The 14,400-nt window shown below is 58.4% G+C and carries 10 protein-coding genes and 3 pseudogenes; 5 read left to right on the forward strand and 8 right to left on the reverse strand.

What is annotated here, in order from left to right; translation table 11 throughout:
• Window positions 1–186: 186 nt before the first annotated feature.
• Together GOB85_RS15570 and GOB85_RS15580 are read right to left on the reverse strand one after the other, a co-directional pair.
• A pseudogene (locus GOB85_RS15570) lies at window positions 187–1,258 on the reverse strand (IS701 family transposase); the annotation flags it as partial.
• Window positions 1,259–1,970: 712 nt separating this feature from the next.
• Window positions 1,971–3,209: an acyltransferase family protein gene (locus tag GOB85_RS15580; protein ID WP_173578423.1), complete on the reverse strand. Its 1,239-nt coding sequence runs from the start codon at window positions 3,207–3,209 to the stop codon at window positions 1,971–1,973.
• A gap of 361 nt (window positions 3,210–3,570) precedes the next feature.
• On the opposite strand from GOB85_RS15580, the gene GOB85_RS15585 reads away from it, so the two are divergent.
• Window positions 3,571–3,717, forward strand: a complete 147-nt coding sequence (locus GOB85_RS15585) for a hypothetical protein (RefSeq protein WP_173578424.1) — start codon at window positions 3,571–3,573, stop codon at window positions 3,715–3,717.
• A 285-nt stretch (window positions 3,718–4,002) separates the two neighbouring features.
• Window positions 4,003–5,373, forward strand: coding sequence for a chloride channel protein (locus GOB85_RS19420; RefSeq protein WP_242011564.1), 1,371 nt, complete (start codon window positions 4,003–4,005; stop codon window positions 5,371–5,373).
• 70 nt (window positions 5,374–5,443) lie between these two features.
• Here the strand turns inward: GOB85_RS19420 and GOB85_RS19425 are convergent.
• Window positions 5,444–6,829, reverse strand: a pseudogene (locus tag GOB85_RS19425) (carbohydrate porin); the annotation flags it as partial.
• 43 nt (window positions 6,830–6,872) lie between these two features.
• Between GOB85_RS19425 and GOB85_RS15595 the strand changes: the two are divergent.
• A complete protein-coding gene (locus GOB85_RS15595) occupies window positions 6,873–7,295 on the forward strand; it encodes a secondary thiamine-phosphate synthase enzyme YjbQ (protein WP_173578426.1) in 423 nt (140 codons plus the stop codon).
• A gap of 29 nt (window positions 7,296–7,324) precedes the next feature.
• Here the strand turns inward: GOB85_RS15595 and GOB85_RS15600 are convergent, their stop codons facing one another.
• Together GOB85_RS15600 and GOB85_RS15605 are read right to left on the reverse strand one after the other, a co-directional pair.
• On the reverse strand, window positions 7,325–7,735 hold the full coding sequence (locus GOB85_RS15600) for a hypothetical protein (protein ID WP_242011566.1): 411 nt from the start codon (window positions 7,733–7,735) through the stop codon (window positions 7,325–7,327).
• A 306-nt stretch (window positions 7,736–8,041) separates the two neighbouring features.
• Window positions 8,042–9,073 carry a glycosyltransferase family 4 protein gene (locus tag GOB85_RS15605; protein WP_173578428.1) on the reverse strand — a complete coding sequence of 344 codons (1,032 nt, stop codon included), beginning with the start codon at window positions 9,071–9,073 and terminating at the stop codon, window positions 8,042–8,044.
• A 205-nt stretch (window positions 9,074–9,278) separates the two neighbouring features.
• Between GOB85_RS15605 and GOB85_RS15610 the strand changes: the two genes are divergently transcribed.
• A complete protein-coding gene (locus GOB85_RS15610; protein ID WP_173578429.1) occupies window positions 9,279–11,090 on the forward strand; it encodes an ATP-binding cassette domain-containing protein in 1,812 nt (603 codons plus the stop codon).
• A gap of 24 nt (window positions 11,091–11,114) precedes the next feature.
• Here the strand turns inward: GOB85_RS15610 and GOB85_RS15615 are convergent.
• The 3 genes and pseudogenes from GOB85_RS15615 to GOB85_RS15625 form a co-directional block, all read right to left on the reverse strand.
• Window positions 11,115–11,258, reverse strand: a pseudogene (locus GOB85_RS15615) (IS5/IS1182 family transposase); the annotation flags it as partial.
• Window positions 11,259–11,455: 197 nt separating this feature from the next.
• A complete protein-coding gene (locus GOB85_RS15620; protein ID WP_173578430.1) occupies window positions 11,456–12,994 on the reverse strand; it encodes a hypothetical protein in 1,539 nt (512 codons plus the stop codon).
• 188 nt (window positions 12,995–13,182) lie between these two features.
• Window positions 13,183–13,404, reverse strand: a complete 222-nt coding sequence (locus GOB85_RS15625; RefSeq protein ID WP_173578431.1) for a hypothetical protein — start codon at window positions 13,402–13,404, stop codon at window positions 13,183–13,185.
• On the opposite strand from GOB85_RS15625, the gene GOB85_RS15630 reads away from it, so the two are divergent.
• On the forward strand, window positions 13,403–14,389 hold the full coding sequence (locus GOB85_RS15630) for a UbiA family prenyltransferase (RefSeq protein ID WP_173578432.1): 987 nt from the start codon (window positions 13,403–13,405) through the stop codon (window positions 14,387–14,389). The two genes, GOB85_RS15625 and GOB85_RS15630, sit on opposite strands and share 2 nt — an antisense overlap.
• Window positions 14,390–14,400: the final 11 nt, after the last annotated feature.

Below are 14,400 nucleotides of genomic sequence, written 5' to 3' on the forward strand. Positions count from 1 at the left end.
TTAACCCCGGACCAGATGGCCAACAGCAACGCCGTCAGAAGGGCGGCATAACAACAACCGGGTATAGCTTATCAAGCCCGCAAAACTGTCCGAACGGACGGGACCACCTCACCTTGTAAGGCTTGTTCGCCATCTTTTTCGCGACGTGATCCCACAGATCGTCGCTAGCACTACTTTGGCAGAATGTGTTGCGGCGTCTGGAGCAGAAGGTTTCCACAGTGCGGGCATTGCCCGATGGGTGGTCGCAGAATGCGATCAAGGATGGCCTGTCGTATTGCTGGCAGACTGGGCTGTGGTGGTGGGCCGGTGACTCTTTTTTTTCCGCCCAACCGCCGTGAGGCGCCGGGACTGGAGAAAGGCGTAGGCCATCATGGACATCAGTGCGTGTCGGTGCAGGCCTGTCCATGATCGCCCCTCAAAGTGATCGAGGCCCAGCTCCTCCTTGAGTTGCTGATCCGGTACCGGATGCATCCGGGATGGGCCGCGCTTTCTGGCCGGAAACACCAGCTCCACATCGGCCGAACAGACTTTCTGATGACGTGGTATTCCGACTGCCCAGCGCAGGTTCCGCGCGCTCAGGGCCTGACGGAACGGGGCAGACAGGCCATAACCGGCATCCGCAAGAACACAGCCAAAACGGACACCTGCGGCACATAGGCGATCAATTTCATCGATCGCCATCTCCGGTTTGGTCCGGGAGCCCTGATGTTCCAGTGGAACGCCGGCCCGCTTCATGCGTGCCGGATCTGCTGTCCAGATGTCGGGCAGGAACAGACGGAGTGACAGCATCAGTGGTACTTCACGTGAAGCCAGTGTCACGGACACCAGTGTCACGGACACCAGTGTCTGACAATTCGCTTTCTTGCCCAGGGTCGAAGCATATTGGGGCGCCACGCCAACAGAATGTTCTCCCTTTTTGGGAAGGGAGGTATCATCGATGATCAGCCACGAACGCTCGCCGCCAACCAGATGGTCAGCATGACGCCACAGAGCAGCCTCAAGTGGCGCACTGTCCCACACACCGGCACTGACGAAATGATGCAGCCGGTCATAAGGGATATCGCTACTGCGTGCAGCCATGGGCTGCACGCTCTTGCGGTCACCAGGCCCGATCAGGCCTGCAATATAAGCCGGACACATCGCCCTCTGCGCTTTATGACCCAGTGCGGCCAGAAATGGCGCAAGCCATACTTCCAGATCCGATTGCCAGTCGGTGTTCATCGCCAGCTCCCACTACAGCTGATCTTCCATGAATCACCGATCGCACCCGTTGGGAATCCTTATTACAAATTTTCTGCCAAAGTAGTGCTAGGGCGTGTCGTCAGTCAGGCTATAGCATTACAGGCCTTGGTACCATCGGATTGTCTGTTATGTTTTTTCCTGTTTTTCAGGGGGAGGCAAACGAATGCGGCGGTATGGTCTGAGCGACAGTCATACCAGAGAGTCTGGCCTTTGACCTGTGTGAGACTGGCAGGTGCGGGACTGGCAGGGCTCTGCCCTGGAACCCGGCAAAGGCTCTGTTGTCGTTACGTGTTGATCTGTGATTTTTCAACGGGCTGGCGGAAGATCGGGCTCTGCCCGAACCCGGCAGGGACCGCAGGCCCCTGCACCCGATTTATTTCATTAAATGGTTTCCAAAGGTCTGTGACCTTTGGTGGGTTCCAGGGCAAAGCCCTGGGAAGAAGCCAGCACTTAATGACAATAGAGCTTTTGCAAACCGTTTTATGAGCAGATCGCACCCGTCATGCCGTCAAAGAAAGACCGTATTCATCCACGGAAAATCCGGTTTTCCCTTTATAAGAAAAGAAACATTATTGAGCGATTTTCGGCCGGCTGAATCAGTTCCGGGGTATCGCAGCACGCTACGATAAACTGAAATCAATATTTCTCGCAGCCGTACAACTCGTCTCAGCCTTCATCACCCTTAACTGACGACACGCCCTGAGCACGTAACATCTGTCTGGTAAAAATTATTGTTGCCGGCTCTGTTTTTTCTTCTCATTACGCAGCATCGCGTTAAGCACCGGAAAAACTTCTGCAAATTCGCTCATTCTATGCTTCAGGTAGAAAATAAAGTTTTTCTCTGTATGTGACGTGAGCGCGGTTTTGACACTATTGTGAAGGAGCGGCTCAGCATAAACGTGGATGGCCGCCGCTGTCAGAAAAGCCACGCAGACGGAAGAGAAAATAGCATACGTTCCCATAATCGGCGTGAGAACTGAGATCGATAAGAGAATTGCTGCAGTGTGGAAGAGATACAGGGGGTAGGTAAGACATCCACTGAATCTCACGGCGCGAGTGATACAGGCAGGCATGACATTGGCACCTGCCTGTCGGCTCGCCCATACGATGGCTGCACACGCAAGGCTCCAGATCACCGTTGGGATAAACCAGCCGACATGAGTGCTGGTGATTCGTGATAACAGATCAGCCTGCCCGATGATTTCCATTACGCAAGCCGCGATAAGTGCAATAATAGCAATTGTCTGGCGTCCCGGGAGACCTCTGTTCACGCAGGTCCTGATATACACGCCCAGAGCGAAGAAGCAGCCATGCTGAACAAGAAACAGTTGCAGGATACGAGCAGCGATTATCTTGTGCGTCCAGAGCAGAGCTTTTTCGGCGCTATACATGTGTATATGCGGAAGGACCATCTCAAGCGTAAGAAAGACGGTCCAGAAGGCAAGGCTTACCAGCCCGATACCGAGCATGATCTTTTCAAGGCTGGCGAGGCGGTTGGTTTTGAGCAGCACGAAAATGAGGGCATAGAAAGAGACTTCTACCCCCAGTGTCCAGTAAACACCGTCAATTGCGCGGAACGGCCAGAATATTATTGTGGCTGCATATGCGGTCATCAGATGCATAATCGGAGCCTGATGAAGGAAGATGTAGATAATTAGTGAGAAGGAAGCACATATCCACGCTGTTGGTGCGAGACGCAGAAACCGACTGAGGGCGAACCTTGAAGCATTTCCTCGCGCAGCAGAATAGGAGATGACAAAACCGGAGATAACGAAAAATATTTCGACACCGATCCAGCCAAAGTTAAATACTGCATGCGGGGAAATTGTTTCGTGCATCAGTTCAGCCAGTGCCTGTCCAGGGAGACAGTAGAAGAAGCCGACGTGATACAGAACAACAATCGATGCGGCAAAAAAACGAATAAGGTCAATATAAGAAATATAATTCGGATTATTTTTACAGGTCATGTGGCAACCAGCTCAATTGGACGTATCATTTTTGCTACGTGTATCATTAATGAAATTCAACAATAAAAAACGAGTTATAATAAAATTACGATTTTTTACCGAAGCTGCGGTAATAAAACAGAAATAATGAATGCGGATCTGGAAAGAAATAAGATGATGACTGGTCCGGCTTAGCTTTAGCATCCCGGTCCGGGTTGCCGGCGTCGGGCGACAACCACGCCCGGATACGCTTCCTGGAATTCTTAGCCGCGCAGAGACGTAATCCGAACACGCGGCGGGCCTATATGCTGATGGTGTCCGGTTTCCTCTTTTGGTGCGCAGGTTCCTGGCATCACGGAGCCGGCTGGAGTCACCCCTTTGCATGCGGCGACTTCAGGGGGAGGCTATGCTCCTGGCTCCCGGTGTGAATCAGACGCTGGCGATTAGTTCGGCTACCCCGGTGCCGGAGGCGAACGACGTGTCCACGCCAGTCAGGTTGCGCGACCGGATGTGCGTTCTCCATCGCTGACAGTCGGAGAGAAGCAATTATCACAGCGTTCCGGTGCTATCGCTGAACCAATGGTGCAGATCGAACGCATGGACCAGATTCAGCAGGCTCACTCACGAACCCATGCGCCCCTTCCGCGTTACAAACTGATCATGCCCGTCATTTCACAATTCCTGGCATGAGCCCTGCGTTTAGGCTTGGAAACTCCAGGCGCCGGGCGTAAGCCCACAGAACGCGCGGCACACCGCCACCGATCGCAACGGAAACGTCGCGCCACGCAGCGCGGAACGAGTGAACAGACACAGCATGTCCCTTGCTACTACAGGCCGTATCAGACATTTCCGCGAAACCGCCCGCATCACAACAGCGGAATGGCGCCGGAAACTGATCTACTGGGGCGGCTCCATCATGGTCGGAATCGTCGCCGTCACCTTCGCTGAACTGGCCGATGACGCAGCGAAACTCCGGTCTCACATCCTCGCCTTCAGCCCGTGGCTGATGCTGATCATCACCCCGGGCGGACTTGCCCTGTCCATCTGGCTGACCCGGACCTTCTTCCGCGGCGCACAGGGCAGCGGCATCCCGCAGGCCATCGCCTGCATGCATCTCTCCGATGAAACCGTCGTCAATCGTGTCCTCTCCCTCCGGATCGCAGCAGCAAAAATCCTGCTCACCTGCCTCGGGCTGCTCTCCGGTGCCTCCATCGGCCGCGAAGGCCCCACCGTGCAGGTCGGCGCCGCCATCATGAACGCCGCCGGCCGGTTCATGGATCTCGGTGATGCCATCTCACGCCGCGCCCTCGTCCTCACCGGAGGCGCCGCCGGCGTCGCCGCAGCCTTCAACACACCGCTCGCCGGAATCGTGTTCGGCATCGAAGAACTCGCCCACTCTTTCGAACAGCGCACCAGCGGCGTCGTCCTCGCAGGCGTGGTCCTCGCCGGCGTCACCGCCATCGCGCTCGAAGGCAACTACACCTATTTCGGACACACAGACTCCATCGTCCCGCTCGGCGCCAGCTGGATCGCCGTCATCGCCTGCGGCCTGCTCGGCGGCATCACAGGCGGCTCATTCTCCGCCATCCTGATCCGCGCCTCCCGCGGCCTCCCCGGCACCGCCGGACGCTTCATCGCTCAGCGCCCCATTGCGTTCGCCGCCCTCTGCGGCCTGGTCCTCGCCATCATCGGTCTTGCCTCAGGCGGCATGACATACGGCACCGGATACGCACAGGCCCGCGCCATCATCCAGGGCGAGGAACACTATCCGGCCTCCTATTTCATCCTGAAATATATCGCTACCATCGTCTCCTACTGCTCCGGCATCCCCGGCGGCCTGTTCGCGCCTTCCCTTTCCGTCGGCGCCGGCATGGGTGGATGGGTGGCCCAGTTCCTGCCGCAGGCCACACCCGGCGCCGTCGTCCTGCTCGGAACCGTCGCCTACTTCTCCGCCGTCGTGCAGGCCCCGCTCACCGCAACCGTCATCGTCATGGAAATGTGTGACAACCAGCAGGTCACCCTCGCCCTTCTGGCCAGCTCATTCCTCGCTTTCGGCGTCTCACGGATGATCTGCAAACAACCGCTCTACGGCGCCCTCGCGGAACGCTTCCTGAATACCGTCTCCCCCGCCAGCATCCCCCCAAACCGGGAACCTGAGAAAAATAAGGAAAAAACGGCGCCCTGAGACGTTTTTCACACAGCCGCCTGACACGCTCGCTCTGACAAAACACGATCCATTTCAACGACACCCCCAGATGCAGCCCGAAAATCAGTGCGTTCTGTGCCTTCCTGTTCGAGATCGGATCATAGACCCCGCCACTCGGGTTGATCAGCCCCTGAACATCCGGCTGCACCGAAAGCCATGACCACGCCTGCCAGGTGTAGGTCAGCTCAATATGATACTCGTTTCGCATTGTCTTCGTGCTGCCATCAGGCCGCTGCGTCGTCAGAAAATGGCTCGGCGCCGCATAGCCAAATCCAAGCCCCAGACTGTCATCGCTCCGATGAAACGGCCCCGCCAGAACCAGCCCCGCATCCAGCGATGACGCAATCTGATTCCGATCCGAAAGCCCCGTATAGTTCCACCGCACAAACCCTTTGAGCGCCCCCATTCCGGTATCATTCACAAGGGTATGGTCCAGCGTTACATAAACGCCCCAGTTCCCCTTCCGGCTGACGGAAGAATCAGCCTGCAGCGGGAACGCTCCGCTATCGGCGAAAAATCCCGCCTTCCACGTCCCCGCATGCCCCGCGAAGCTGACATCCCTGTTCAGTTCGCCAATCACAAACGTCCCCGTCCCAAACCAGAACTTTGTCCCGCTAGGGTCCTGGTTCTGGTTCCACGGATCATTCTGATTGATAAACCGACGCGCTCCCGTCGCGTTATCATCCGCGACAGCAAGTCTGAGCAGCCATTTCTTCGCAAACGCAACATTCAGCCTGACCGCAGGCGCCGCAACAGGTGAGGCCGGCCCCTGATTATAAAGATCGTTACTGGGCAGCATCGGCCAGCCAAATGATCCGTTAAGAAAGTTCTGCGCCGTGTCGCTGACCATAAACTCCTTACTGAGATCCAGCTTGCCAACCCGAACCGAAATCCGATTGTCCACGCTGTGCCAGTTATAAGCCAGTTCATAGAGCCGCAGATTGGGGTCCGCCTCACTTGTCGACGTCTGATTGAACGCATACAGCGGATAATTACTGAATGGCTTGCCCCGAATATCCACAGCGCTGATCTCAAACGTTCCCCATGCTCCGTCCGCCGTGCTCATGCCCGACAGCCGTGCCGGATCAAGCACAAGATCAACCGTCGTCGCCCCGATATAATGCTCGGAAGGCAAAACGCCCCCGCGCGGAATCCCCCACACCTCTTCCGCATCGGAAACACTCACCCCGACACCGGCCTTCGCCCATTTCTGTTTGAGTTCATTCCAGCCGAAAGGATCGTCGATATTAAATTCGTCCGCCGCCAGGGCATCTCCTCCGGCAGTCATCCCGCAAAGAACCGCCGCCAGCGCAACACCCGCCCGCAACACGCGCCGCAGACGAACATTCCCCTTTTCCCGGAAACATGATGATTCCAGACCTGCCATCAGATAGTCCGGCGCCAGCATATCAGACCCGTCACGCCGCGCCGGCATCCCACGGAAACACAATGCCCGTCACGCCGAAAGGAGCCACCTCATGAAGCAGCACACACATCGCTTCACCGTCAGAACCAGCGGCAAAGGCCTCGTCGCCATCACGCATCCCGTCACGGACTGGGTCGCACAAACCGGCCTCACCACCGGTCTGCTCACCATCTGGTGCCCGCACACCTCCTGCTCGCTCACCGTGCAGGAAAATGCCGATCCCACCGTGCAGGAAGACATCGCCCGCTTCTTCGAGGCCCTCGTCCCCGAGCAGGGCGGCCGATACATCCATTCCAGCGAAGGTCCTGATGACATGCCGGCTCATCTGCGCACCATGCTCACCCAGTCCGGCCTGTCCATTCCCGTCATCGACGGAGAACCCGCGCTCGGAACCTGGCAGGGTCTCTACCTCTTTGAACATCGTCGCGCACCCCATCGTCGCGAGATCGTACTGCATCTTCTCGGCGAGGAGTAGGCTCCTCCCTCCCGACAGGCGCACAACCTTCAGCTCCGGGGCGCGTCCGCACCCCGCAAACCACCCGAAGAGCCAGACACCGTGCCCCCCGGCTCATTCACGGTAATCAGCGCTTCATCCGCAATCGACACCACATCCGTCGGGCGATCCGCGTTCTCTTTCTCCGTCTGAGCAATCCCCGTCGTCATCGTCCGTAACCGGGCCACTTCCTCCCGCACATCGTTCAGAATCTCGATCAGCGCCGCATGATCCTCGGTCGCACGCTGATCCGATCCCCGCGTCAGAATCGCGCTGCCCACCATCAGTGCCGGAAGCGCCACAAGCTGGATCGAGTTGCTGACATAAAGCAGCGGCCCCTGCCAGGTCGGCTCAAGAACAGGAATCAGCGAAAACAGCAGAAAGGCATAGACACACCAGATACTGCCGAAAATAACCGTCATTTTAACAGCAAGACGGTCGTTGAAACGGTCAAGCAAACCCGGCTCTCCGGGCGAGGTGTCCGTCCGGTGCCGGTCGCTGTAAAACCAGCTCAGAGGCCTCCAGATATGACGAGATTTCACGACAACACACTCATTGGCTGATCTTGCCGGCAAAAGCGGCGGGAACACATCGTTTCCCGCCTCCATGAGTCGGGTCAACCATGGCTGACGTCATGACTGTCACCCACGCCCTCCCGGGAAATGTCCTGCTGTCAGAATGAGTCTGCCCGAAAACCGCTTTCAGCAGGAGATGTCACAGCCAGCCCGTCACGCCTTCCGGGAATCAATCAGAGACTGATAGATCGCCAGATAATCATCCGCCATCCGACGCGCCGTGAAACGCTGCTCAAACTCCTGCCGGATTTTCCCGCGATCCAGCGCCTCAACTGCCGGATAAGCCGCAATCGCCTCCTGCTCACTGGTCACAATCGCACCCGTCAGACCGTCTTCAAGCACCTCAGGCACCGAACCATGCCGGAACGCAATCACAGGCGTCCCGCACGCCATCGCCTCAATCATCACCAGCCCAAACGGTTCCGGCCAGTCAATCGGCATCAGCAGCGCCCGCGCCCCGGACAGGAACGCAGCCTTCTCATGGTCACCAATCTCCCCGATCAGCTCAACACCGTCACCCAGCATCGGGATGATCTCGCTCTCAAAATAAGCGACATCCGCCTTGTCCACTTTCGCAGCGACCTTCAGCGGAACCCCGACAGCCCGCGCAATCCGAATGGCCTTGTCGATCCCTTTCTCCGCGCAGATCCGGCCAAGAAACGCCACGTAGTCGCGCGGACCCGGCTGCGGGGTCAGCAGATTTTCCGGAAGCCCGTGCAGAACCGTCCCGACATAATGCGCCTGCGGCAGAGGCAAACGCTGATTGTTGGAAATGGACACAATCGGCACATCAGGAAACGCATCGAAAACCGGCTGCAATTCCTTCAGATCCAGACGCCCGTGCATCGTCGTCACAAACGGGGTCGGCTGACGGCTGAAATACGTAAACGGCCAGTAATCCATATGAAAATGCAGAATATCAAACTGATCGGCCAGCCGCGCCACACGTTCCATCAGAAGCATGTGCGGCGCAATCGGATCACGGATTTCAGGGTCCAGCCGCAATGCCCGGGGCCACACCGCCTCAAGCGTCGCCGTCGTCACACTGTCACCACTCGCAAAAAGCGTCACCTCATGGCCCATGGCCACAAGTTCGTCAGTCAGAAACGAAACGACACGCTCCGTGCCACCATAAAGTTTCGGAGGCACTGCCTCATGAAGAGGCGCAATCTGGGCGATACGCATGTGCCAGTAAACTCCGGTCTTGTTATGTTATCGCAGGACATTACGTGCGGACGCGCAACACAGCCACTGCCAGAATCATCATGCCCGAAAGATGCATTACAGAAACCATCCGTGACACATGATTGCGCATGCTTTCCTCACGTAAGACAAACGCCTAGGCTGAACAAAAGTTGACAGAACGGACCTGCCGCATGGTTGCCCACGCGTGAAGCGCGACAGTGATATCAAAATTCCCGACGACCAGCTCCCGCACTATGCGGGACACCCCGTCAGGTTCATCGCCCGGTATGCGAAATGCCGCGCCCTGCCTCACCTGATCGTCTTCGGATTCGTCGTCCTCGCCGTCGCCTGCGCCGTGTTCTCGTCGTCCGCCATCCGGCACCTCGTCGATACCATGAACGCCAGCACGCAGGCGGCACACGCTCACGCCTCCATCCGCCCGGTCTGGATCGCCGTCGCCTGGCTCGCCGCCATCATCGCCGCCGATAACCTCTCCTGGCGCGTCGCGGGATGGTTCGCCGCCAGAACCTTCGTCGCCGTCACCGGCGATGTCCGGCTTGATCTCTTCCGTTACCTCACAGGCCATTCCACCGGCTACTTCGCCGACCGCATGCCCGCCGCCCTCGCCGCCCGCATCTCCACAGCCGGCAACGCCACCTTCACGCTGGAAAGCCTGCTCGCCTGGAACATCCTGCCGCCCTGCCTGAATGTCCTGCTCTCCATCGTCCTGATGATGACCGTCAGCCCCCTCATGGGCAGCGTCATCGTCATCCTCTCCTTCAGCCTCGCCGCTCTCATGTTCCGCATGGCCGGCGGTGGCCGCCACCTCCACGCCACCTACGCAACCGAAGCCGCGGGCGTGGACGGCGAAATGCAGGACGTCGTCGGCAATCTTCCCCTGGTCCGAACCTTCGGCATGCTGGGCTATGAGCGCAGCCGCCTCGCCACCACCCTGCACGGTGAAATGGCAACACGCGGAAAATCCCTCCGCAATATGGAAAAGCTCCGCCTCGTCCATGCCCTCCTGACAGCCGTGCTCACCGCCGGACTGCTCATCTGGGTCGTCCTGCTCTGGCAGAACGGCGCCGCCACCGTCGGTGATGTCGTCATGGTCGTCAATCTGGGCTTCATGATCCTGCACGGCACGCGCGACCTCGCCGTCGCTCTCGTCGAAACCGTCCAGCACACCGCCCGCCTCGGCGAAACCCTGACCACCATCCTCGTGCCCCACGAGATGACCGATCAGCCCAACGCCATCGATTTCGAAAAACCCCCGACCGGAGAAGTCAGCTTCCAGGATGTCACCTTCGCCTATCCCACCGGCCCCAATGTCCTCGAACACTTTAACCTGCACGTCGCGCCCGGCACCCGCGTCGGTCTCGTCGGCCGCTCAGGCTCCGGAAAAAGCACCGTCCTCGCCCTGCTCCAGCGCCAGCGCTACGCACAGGGTGGCGCCGTTCTGATCGATGGCCACAACATCAACACCCTGTCGGAAGCTGCCCTGCGCGGCTGCATGTCCGTCGTACCGCAGGATGTCTCCCTCCTCCGCCGCTCCGTCGCCGACAATATCCGTTACGGTAAAACCGAAGCCCCGGACGAAGATGTTCGTCACGCCGCCGATGCCGCCGGCTGCACCGATTTCATCACCGCGCTCCCACAGGGCTTCAACACCGAAGTCGGAGACCGCGGCGTCAAACTCTCCGGCGGCCAGCGTCAGCGCCTCGCCATCGCCCGTGCCTTCCTGCGTAACGCCCCGATCCTCATCCTCGACGAAGCCACCAGCGCGCTCGACAGCGAAAGCGAGAAGCATATCCAGATCGCACTTTCAAAACTGATGGTCGGGCGCACCGTCATCGCCGTCGCCCACCGCCTCTCCACACTCAAGGATTTCGACCGGATCGTCGTCATGCAGAAAGGCCACATCGTCGAAGACGGCTCCCCCGCCGAACTCGAACGCCGCGAAGGCCCCTATCGCGAATTCCTCAGCCTCCAGGCCATGGATATCGCCCCGATATAAAAGACTCTTTACCAGGCTCAGGATTCATTCTTTGAGCCAGAAGACGAAGCTCGCAGCGATATTCATGGCGAATATGAAGGTGTGAGCGCAGCGGTCATATCGTGTTGCCACCCGCCGCCGGTCTTTGAGCTTTGCGAACATGTTTTCGATCAGGTAGCGTTGCTTATACAGATGCCAGTTCATCTGGCTCTCAGACAGCAAAAATGCGTCACTCACAGTCTCACCTCCATCGGCAAACCTGTGAATGACAACGGGCCGCTCAAAACAACAGTTTAACAGGTCCAGAGTCTAAATACTGATCCCGGTTGCAGTAGACAGGCTACCGGGACTGAAAAACACAACATCACCCGTTGTTACGGGAATTTTTATGCATTTGATGCCTTTGAAACGGTCTCCGGCAGCGCAGGCCGGCGCCGGCGGCTCATCGCGGCAAGATGCGCCAGCGCCAGCAGGGGCAAAAGCCAGATCACCCGCGCCTGAAACCGATCGTAGGGCGAGGCCACAATCCCGCAGACAGCGGCATTGATAATAAGTCCCGCAATGACGATCTTCGTCGCTGACCACAGCATCGAACCCCGCGCGAGTTCCCCGGACATTCGCGCCCGGATAACGGCTGCCGTCAGCGCCAGCACACTGAGACTCACCGTTACATATGTAAAAACAGTCAGCACCTGTTCCAGATTCCCAAGCCCCGCCGTCACGGATTGCATCGCCCGCCGGTATTCCGCCGGCGGCAGCCAGGGCGCCACCGTGTCCAGGATATAAATTTCCTGCACACGGAACATCGTAAGCTGCTTCACAAAAGCCACGCCCAGTCCCCCGACCGTCGCAACCGGCTGATCCTTCAGCACGGCAAGCGCGAAAGCGACCTGTTCTCCACTGATCCGTCGTTTGGCGGAAGCATCGGCCAGCGCGAAAACGCCGGTGACAGGATCGGTGCTGAACATAAAATCGCGCCAGTCCACCGGCAGCCTGGCGCGATCGTTGCAGATTTCAAAATGCGCCTGCGGGCAATGGCTGTTCAGATAAGTCGTCCCCGGCCCCATCTCCTGAAGATGCGCGGACAGAAACGGGAGCCGGACCGGCGGCACCCCGATCGCATGCGTGGCGACACGGGTAAACACAACTTCCCCGACCAGACCAGCACAGACAGCGATCCCGATAAGCATGACCGGCCGGATCACAGATATCCCGGCTCCCCGGCCGGGGCGGATAAAAATACAACCTGCCAGGATCGTCAGAAACGCCAGCGGCGGATGACTGTTATGGGCCAGCATTGCAAAGCTCAGAACAGCGAACGCCACCCCCCGGTCAGCCAGACCAGTCTGCCGCCACCCGCAGAGCAGCGTCGTAATCAGAAGAATGATGACTCCGGCGAAAACATCAGGCATTGCCAGACCGACGAAATAACCCAGAGGCGTGAAAATCGTCAGCACCACCATGGACAGCAGGGCGCAGCCCTCTCTGCCTGGCAAAAACACCCGGAAAAAGAACAGGATCACCCAGGACACCACCAGCGCCTGAACCGCCGCCACGATCATCAGCGACCCCGCCACGATCGCCGCGACCAGCAATGCGCCGTAATAAACCGACCGTCCCGCGAGATAAACGCCGCCACTGGTCGAGCCCAGCCCCGCTGTCGGAATGACCCGGGACGGCGTCAGCCCAAAATGCTCACCGAACAGCTTCGCCAGGCCCGTTTCCGCGCCATTGATATAGGTCGGCGTGTCCCAGTAGAGGAAAACGTCCCTGTTGAGCATGGTCGGAACAAAAAGGATGAAAGCCCCGAGCAGCGTGATCAGAAGCCGCACCCACCACGGCTTCGGGGCAGAAAAAGGCGGGGAGTCTGCCGACCCGCATTCGACCGGGCTGTCCCGCACCGCATTTCCCTTCGTGAACGCCAACTCCGTTCCGGCATGTCACATGGTCACCAAAAGGTAAATTGCCCCTGACAGAGCACCCGGCATGGCCTGCCATCCGCCGGCAATGCCTCAGTCCAGTACCGCCACGCAGATCCCTGCCCGAATACACACCGACAAACCACGATTCACAACCGGAATAATACAGATCCGAACTGGCCTGCCGTGTAAAACTATATTCCGATATCGAAACGATGCAGGGCAGCCATCAGAACCTCCCCGGTGTTATTCGTAACGATCTCTGTTACGCCAGACTGTGCCGCCTTCATCCGGGGAAGCCGGCACTTCGTCACATGCAGAACGACGCGGGAATCGACACCCGCCTCCGCAGGGGCAACGACGGAAAAGTCGCATTCAGCCAGATCTCGTGTCCCGGCCAACGCGGAATGTTTCATGACCGACATATCCATCAAAACCCCGACACCGGCTCGCGAGACAGGAATGTTGCGCGATTACATCGCCATCGCGCGGCTCGATCACAGCACGAAACATGTGTTCATCGTGCCCGGCGCGGTCCTCGCCTGGCTGCTGCGGGGATGGCACACATCGACACCACTCCTGAATATTGTGTGCGGTCTTGTCACAGCGGTCTGCATCGCCTCGGCGAACTACGTCATCAACGAGTTTCTGGACCGCGAGTCCGATCTCCATCACCCGACAAAATCCCGCCGAACCGCCGTTCAGCGTGATCTCGATCCCCGATTCGTCTGGCTCGAATGGGCGCTGTGCGTAACGGTCGGCTTATCCGCGGCACTGATATCGAGCAGACTGATGGCCGTCACGGCAGCGATCTTCGCGACGCAGGGCCTCATCTACAACGTCCCCCCGCTCCGCAGTAAGGACAAGCCGTTCCTCGACGTCATTTCCGAATCGATCAACAATCCGCTACGCCTGACAATCGGCTGGGCCATGGTCGACCCGACAACACTCCCCCCCGCCTCGATGATCCTCGCCTACTGGTTCGGCGGCGCGTTTCTTATGGCCGCCAAGCGTTTCTCCGAATACCGAGAAATCACCGCATCGCACGGCAGGGAACTCCTCACCCGTTATCGCGCCAGCTTCGCGGGCTATACCGAGGTCTCGCTGACGGTCTCCACCTTCCTCTACGCGCTGCTGGCAGGTTTCTTCCTCGCGGTTTTCCTCATCAAATACCGCATCGAATACATCCTGACGCTGCCGCTGATCGCCGTGCTGTTCGCCTGTTACCTCGCGCTGTCGATGGAAGCGGGGTCTTCCGCTCAGAGCCCGGAACGTCTCTACCGCGAAAAAACCCTGATCATGATCGTCTTCCTGCTGGCGATTGTGTTCGCGCTGACAAGCTTCATCAATATCCCCTGGCTCAACACTCTGACCAGCCAGCACTTCATCACGCTCAGCTGACCGGCTGAAAG

Origin of the sequence: Acetobacter fallax (genome assembly GCF_011516735.1) — a bacterium.
In the GTDB taxonomy this organism is placed as follows: domain Bacteria; phylum Pseudomonadota; class Alphaproteobacteria; order Acetobacterales; family Acetobacteraceae; genus Acetobacter; species Acetobacter fallax.